Genomic DNA, 5,734 nt, shown 5'->3' with positions numbered 1-5,734 from the left:
TAAAAAACGCCTTTTATTTTGCAAGCAAAATATCGGCTCGGAGAGCTTATGAAGAATTAAGAGAATTTATATTCCCCTTGTGTGCAATTAGAGAACTTATTTGGATGCTGTAATTGGATATCGTCTAATATCTGTCTTACATTCAGTGCCTTTGGTTCTAAAACACAAGTATTCAATCCTTTCACATCAATCCCCTTTTCTCTAACGTAACTAATACACAATTTCTTTGTGACACGGAAGACTCGTTTTCGTCGTAAAAATATGTCGTAAAATGTCGCAAAAAATCATCTGAGTCGGTTCAGCCTATAGCGAGCTGCTTTTTTTATTCCATCTTGCGTGATGATGCCCTTTTCTATGAGATCGGCAAGATCTCTTTGCAAAGACCGTCTGTTTATTCCCGGGCAAAGCGCTTCGTATTCTTGAATATTAAAATCCTTCTCGCTTGCCATCAGGTTCTCCAAGGCCTGTTTCTGCCTTTCGGAAAGTTTATGCTCAAGCACAAGAACATCCAATTTCATAGCTTGGGATCCTTTGAATTGGATTTCATGCATTTGGGTTTCCAAAGCCTTGCAGAAATATTCAAGCCAGCTCGTCATATCCATGCCGTTATTTCTGACGGATTGGAGCGCTTGGTAAAAATCCTGTCTATTTCGGTCGTAGTATTCGCTGATGGTGAAAAGTTTCTTAAAGTCATACCCGGAGCGGTAGAGGCACAAAGTGGACAGGAGCCGAGAAGTTCTGCCGTTTCCATCTACAAACGGATGGATGTGGACAAGCTGAAACTGCGCTATCCCAGCAGCAAGAACGGGAGGGATTGTACGTTCGTTTTGCAGCCAATCCGTCAGTTCGGCCATTAAAACAGAGACATCATAAGGAGCTGGGGGAGTATAGATGATTTCCTTTGTTTTTGAGTTGGCAACATAATTCTGGATGGTCCTGTATTGACCCTGCTGGGCCGTATTGCCTCTCACACCTTCTACTAATCGGCTATGGATTTCTCGAATCAAGCCTTCGGTTATTGTTCCCTGGGAAAAGACATACTCGGCAACAAAATCAAAAGCTTTTTTATAGTTCAGCAATTCTTTTACATCTTCCGAATCGACCCCTTGCATTTTTTCTCCCGAAATAAGTCTTTCGGATTGGTCCAGGCTTAGATGCGTGCCTTCTATGTGGGTCGTGTGGTGGGCTTCTAAAATTAATGCCCGGGCTTGCATTTTGGATACCCAGTCTTTTGAAAGAGTAGCTGCTTCCAAAAAACCGCGCGTGCGCTCAATTGCGGTAAGCGCAGATGCTATAGGGATGGAAATTGTGAATTTAGGTTCAAAAGGCATGGTTTTACGACACTTTTTTCCTTAGTATGTCATAAAAAGCCTATATTGGCAACTTTTTTACGACATTTTACGACATTTTTTATGACAATTTTCTGAAAAATCAGTCGTAAAAAAGAAGCTAATGTTTTTGAATATCCAAATGATAGTCAATTCGATGGCTATTCTTTTTTTACTAAGGCGTTTATGAGCATTTGAGCTAGCCATTCCTCATATTCATCCGATGTCCAACTCTGTTCTATTACAAGCATGCGATACAGGTCACGCCCGGTAAAAGCCCATAAAATATCTCTGGCTTTCGTTGGGCTAAGACCGGTAGCTAGAGATTTTTCTCTGATCATTGCTTCAATCGTTATTTCTTGCCGATTATATCGACGCGTTTCTCTTTCCTTTTCAAGTTCCTTAAATTCTGGAGCTAATACAGAAGCACCTCGAAAAATATCCATTTGCAGCTTCTCTGCATCGTACATCTGACGCGCGATTTTGGCAGAGAATTGAAGGCGTACTTCTGGAGATTTTGCCTGAGTGCTGCTTTCTACGAGGGTCTCAAACTGGTCTCTGGGAAATACCTCATCCATCAACGCACGAAGTACACCACGCTTAGATTGAAAAAGTGAATAAACGGTTGGTGTTGAAACAGCCGCGGCTTGGGCTATTTTTTCAATCGTTACATATTCAAACCCTTCTGATTCAAAAAGATTTTTTGCAGCAATAAGGATCCGGCTTCTTGTTTGCATTGCCTTTGCATTTCTAGACGGGCAGCAGTAGGTTCTTTTTTTTGTATTGGACATATTGGATATAGTATACTATAATCAATATGATTGTCAAAAAAAATCACAAAGGAGAAGATTTATGGTAGACACGAAGGCTATAGCTGTAGCGTATAACTCCTCCTAAAGACCGCAATATCATGGCGTATGACAAAAGAGGGGAGAAGCATCAGAAGTCTTTGCAGCACAAGCTCGATGCAATGAAAGGGCGGCTTGAAGAAATCGAGTCAAATCTTCTCTCCCACCCAAAGCCGAAAAGCATCAAGGGCTTGAAATTTGCCGAATCGCCGTTGGCATCCTCAGTTGCAATTGAACTAGACCATGCAGGCAAGTCGTATGGGAATAAAATTTTGTTTTCCGGCTTTTGCAAGAGCATATGCAAAGGAGACAGGATTCTTGTCACAGGTCCGAATGGATGCGGAAAAACAACCCTTCTGAAGGCGATTGCCGGCCTTCTCCCGTTGGATGAAGGGAACATCCGCTCGGCTGCTGCTGCAAAAATAGCTTTCCTGGATCAGGAAGTCGGACTGCTTCCAATGGAGCAAACACCTCTTCAGTACTTTGAGAGTACGTATCAGCTCTCCGAAGAGGACTTAAGGCGCGAACTTCATAAAGCAGCTTTAGGAGGAGCCGATTTGCTGAGGCGCCCATTTTCCACGCTGAGCACAGGGCAGCGCAAGAGAATGATGCTGCTAGCGCTTGTTCTGGAAAAACCTAATGTCCTCTTACTGGACGAGCCGACGAACCATCTCGACTTCATGACCTTGGAGGCATTTGAAAAGGCTCTTCTCAATTTCGATGGAGCTGTTGTGGCTATATCGCATGACGCCACTTTTATTGAAAAAATCGCTACTCAGGAATGGAAGCTTGGAACTAGGTAAGAATATCAATTTTTTATTTTAAAAAATTCTTCGTTGACCCTCACGTTACGTTATTCCTTATTATAGGGCTATCCTTTAAAATCAAAGGGATATTGAAGGAGAACGCCGATGGTTTACACAGTTGCAAAATTAGCGAAAATTTCAGGGGTCAGCATCCGGACTCTCCACTGGTACGATGAAATAGGGCTGCTGAAGCCCGCCTACCATGGAGCCAATGGATATAGAGATACTATGAAGAAAGGGAGCTGCTGCAGCTGCAGCAAATTCTGTTCTTTAAGGAACTAGGGCTTACCCTGAAGCAGATCCTCAAAGTTATTGGCAAAAGCGATTTCGACCAAATTGCAGCTTTGCATTCCCATAGAAGGGCTTTAAGCTGCGAATGGGAGAAGGTCGGCCGGCTGCTGAAAACCATCGATAAGACAATCAAACATTTAAAAGGAAAAAAGAAAATGAAAGACAAAGAAATGTTCGATGGCTTCAACATCGGGTTAGTCAAGCTGAAGGAAGGACAGCCTTACTCTCAAGCTGAAAAAATAGTAGTCCAAAGTGTAAAAAACCCCACCAAAAACGCTGAAGACGTTGAGAAGCGGGGCAAAGCCTATTACGATAACATCGTCAAAACGGCTCATGCTCTCTTTAAAGAACTGGGTCATTGCATCGAAAAGGGATTGGATCCTGCAGATGGCGAAGTGCAAAAGATTATCAAAAAGCATCACGCCTTTGCAGAACAAACCCATTCTGCAACGCAGGAAGTGTACAAAGCGATGGCTCAATTGTATGCAGAACATCCTGAGTTCAGAAAACAGCTGGATCCCTTTCATCCAGAATTGGCTGTCTTTATGGCAGAGGCAATGAAAATATTTGCTGATCGAGAGCTATCCTAATTTTAAAGGTCCTCCTTCAAAAATGAGGGAGGATTTTATTTCTTAACGCATTCGAATAAAACGACAGAGTCAGCGCTGCAATAAGCTTTCCATTTCAGCAGGCTCATAATATCTTACCCGATAATCTTCGACTTCTGTTTTGGAAATTTCATTCGCTTCCCATAATTCATAGCGGAAAAGACCTTCGTCCACTCGTGAAATAGGATCGAAGCGCGACAGCACATGCATAACAATTTTCGAACCGTCGGGCCTGTTCACCCATCTTCCTTTCCAAATCCCTTGCGGTTCGCGAACAGACTTTAAAGTCTCGATTTCGAATACAAATTTCCCGCCGGAATTTAACCGCTCAACAACGAATGCCAAAGCCTTGTCCACCTCCTCTTGAGCGATCAGATGGCCGAATGAACCGCTCGTTATGAAAATCAAGTTATACTTCCCTGGCTGCGAGAAAGTTTCAAATGTATCTTCTGAAAGTTCGGCTGTTAATTTACAATCTGCGCATTTTTCACGGCAAACCTTAAGCATATGAGAGGAAGAATCAAAGCCTGCAACAGTATACCCTTGCTCTAAAAGCGGAATAAGAAATCTTCCTGTGCCGCACATAGGTTCAAGGATTCTTCCTTCAGCTTCTTTTGCATAATTTAAGTAGCATTTAAGAGCATCTGCCGGCGGGACTGGTTTGTCCAACTCATAGTATTCAGTGCAAAGGCTTTTATATGCGGCCGACTCTTTATTCATTTTTCTAGTCCTTTAAATCAAAAATCTAAATTATTTTGTTTTTAAGCCTTTTCCTTATATCAGATTTTTTAATTCCCTGATATTCATGAAGGAGATCGAAGGGTGCGGAAATATTCCGCTGCGTTCTTAGATTCCTCAACAGCCGTTCTTACCCTGGTAAACATTTCTCTTTCATAACGCTCTACCAATTTTGGCCAGTCGATAGGGTTTGGCGAAGATGCCAGCAGTGCCGATAGCAATCTAGCATCCTCAAGCACATTATTTCCGCCTAACCCTTTTTCTGGTGACTTTGCGATCTCAATTATTTAGGAAAAGGACTTGCAGTGCCCATGATTCGGGAATTTTTGATTAGCCATTTTCCAAATATGAAAAAGGTTCTGATCGATCCCGAAGCCTCCAATAAACGAGCCATCCACGTATATCAGAAAGCCGGCTTTAAGATCATCGGGGAGTTTATTGCGAGCTGGCATCCTGTTCCCCATTACCAAATGGAGCTTTACATGGAAAACTTAGTGAATCCCAAAAAGAAAATCGGAGCATAAAATGAGTCTAATCACTGCAGAAGAAGCCAAAATCCAAAGAGCCTCTACGGAAGAGCAAATCCGATCATGCCATAGAGTCATGAAGCAACTGCGACCTCATTTGACGGATGAACAGGCATTTGTCGAGCAAGTCCAGCGTCAACTAGCTGAAGGATACCACTTAGTGTATTGCCAAGACGGGGGAGAGGCGAGGGCTATTGCAGGATTTAGGTTCTTGGAGTTTTTAGCTTGGGGAAAGGTTCTATATATCGATGACCTAATCACTGACTCTGAAACACGGAGAAGCGGACACGGCGGAAAACTATTGAAGTGGGTAATCGAGCAGGGGAAAAAAGCCAAATGCGACCAAATCCATTTGGATAGCGGTCCACAGCGACACGATGCTCATAGACTATATCTCAACCATGGCTTTAAAATCATTGGCCATCATTTCGCTTTAGAGCCTGTTTAAAATCTTCTCATTAAGGTATAATGATAGTTTTCATAAAACCTTTGGAGGTAGTTATGACCCGCTCTTATCCAAGCGATATTTCTCGTAAACAATTTAGCAAAATCCATCTAATACTTGAGTCTACACGCAAAAAAACACGT

Annotated in this window: 7 protein-coding genes and 2 pseudogenes; 6 read left to right on the top strand and 3 right to left on the bottom strand. The window is 42.6% G+C overall.

Annotation, left to right across the window (positions count from 1 at the left end; all coding sequences use genetic code 11):
- Positions 1–284: 284 nt before the first annotated feature.
- Together RHOW815_RS06555 and RHOW815_RS06550 are read right to left on the bottom strand one after the other, a co-directional pair.
- On the bottom strand, positions 285–1,331 hold the full coding sequence (locus tag RHOW815_RS06555) for a Fic family protein (RefSeq protein ID WP_215217525.1): 1,047 nt from the start codon (positions 1,329–1,331) through the stop codon (positions 285–287).
- A 158-nt stretch (positions 1,332–1,489) separates the two neighbouring features.
- Entirely contained in the window at positions 1,490–2,065 is a 576-nt protein-coding gene (locus RHOW815_RS06550; RefSeq protein ID WP_215217524.1) for a TetR/AcrR family transcriptional regulator, read from the bottom strand.
- A 173-nt stretch (positions 2,066–2,238) separates the two neighbouring features.
- Between RHOW815_RS06550 and RHOW815_RS06545 the strand changes: the two genes are divergently transcribed.
- The 3 genes from RHOW815_RS06545 to RHOW815_RS06535 all read left to right on the top strand — a co-directional run bounded on the left by RHOW815_RS06545 (position 2,239) and on the right by RHOW815_RS06535 (position 3,863).
- Positions 2,239–2,979, top strand: a complete 741-nt coding sequence (locus RHOW815_RS06545; protein WP_245397486.1) for an ATP-binding cassette domain-containing protein — start codon at positions 2,239–2,241, stop codon at positions 2,977–2,979.
- 108 nt (positions 2,980–3,087) lie between these two features.
- Positions 3,088–3,264 carry a MerR family DNA-binding transcriptional regulator gene (locus RHOW815_RS09125; protein ID WP_215217523.1) on the top strand — a complete coding sequence of 59 codons (177 nt, stop codon included), beginning with the start codon at positions 3,088–3,090 and terminating at the stop codon, positions 3,262–3,264.
- Between the two features lie 164 nt (positions 3,265–3,428).
- Positions 3,429–3,863, top strand: coding sequence for a TipAS antibiotic-recognition domain-containing protein (locus RHOW815_RS06535; RefSeq protein WP_215217522.1), 435 nt, complete (start codon positions 3,429–3,431; stop codon positions 3,861–3,863).
- Between the two features lie 69 nt (positions 3,864–3,932).
- Here the strand turns inward: RHOW815_RS06535 and RHOW815_RS06530 are convergent, their stop codons facing one another.
- Complete coding sequence (locus tag RHOW815_RS06530) at positions 3,933–4,601, bottom strand: class I SAM-dependent DNA methyltransferase (RefSeq protein ID WP_215217521.1); 669 nt, start codon at positions 4,599–4,601, stop codon at positions 3,933–3,935.
- Positions 4,602–4,915: 314 nt separating this feature from the next.
- On the opposite strand from RHOW815_RS06530, the pseudogene RHOW815_RS06525 reads away from it, so the two are divergent.
- The 3 genes and pseudogenes from RHOW815_RS06525 to RHOW815_RS08640 form a co-directional block, all read left to right on the top strand.
- A pseudogene (locus RHOW815_RS06525) lies at positions 4,916–5,143 on the top strand (GNAT family N-acetyltransferase); the annotation flags it as partial.
- A gap of 1 nt (position 5,144) precedes the next feature.
- Entirely contained in the window at positions 5,145–5,594 is a 450-nt protein-coding gene (locus RHOW815_RS06520; RefSeq protein ID WP_215217519.1) for a GNAT family N-acetyltransferase, read from the top strand.
- 53 nt (positions 5,595–5,647) lie between these two features.
- Positions 5,648–5,734: pseudogene (locus RHOW815_RS08640) on the top strand (IS5/IS1182 family transposase); the annotation flags it as partial.

Origin of the sequence: Candidatus Rhabdochlamydia sp. W815 (assembly GCF_018642185.1) — a bacterium.
Classification (GTDB): Bacteria; Chlamydiota; Chlamydiia; order Chlamydiales; family Rhabdochlamydiaceae; genus Rhabdochlamydia; species Rhabdochlamydia oedothoracis.
Note: the sequence above shows the minus strand (reverse complement) of the source record. Positions and strands in the feature narration are given on the sequence as shown.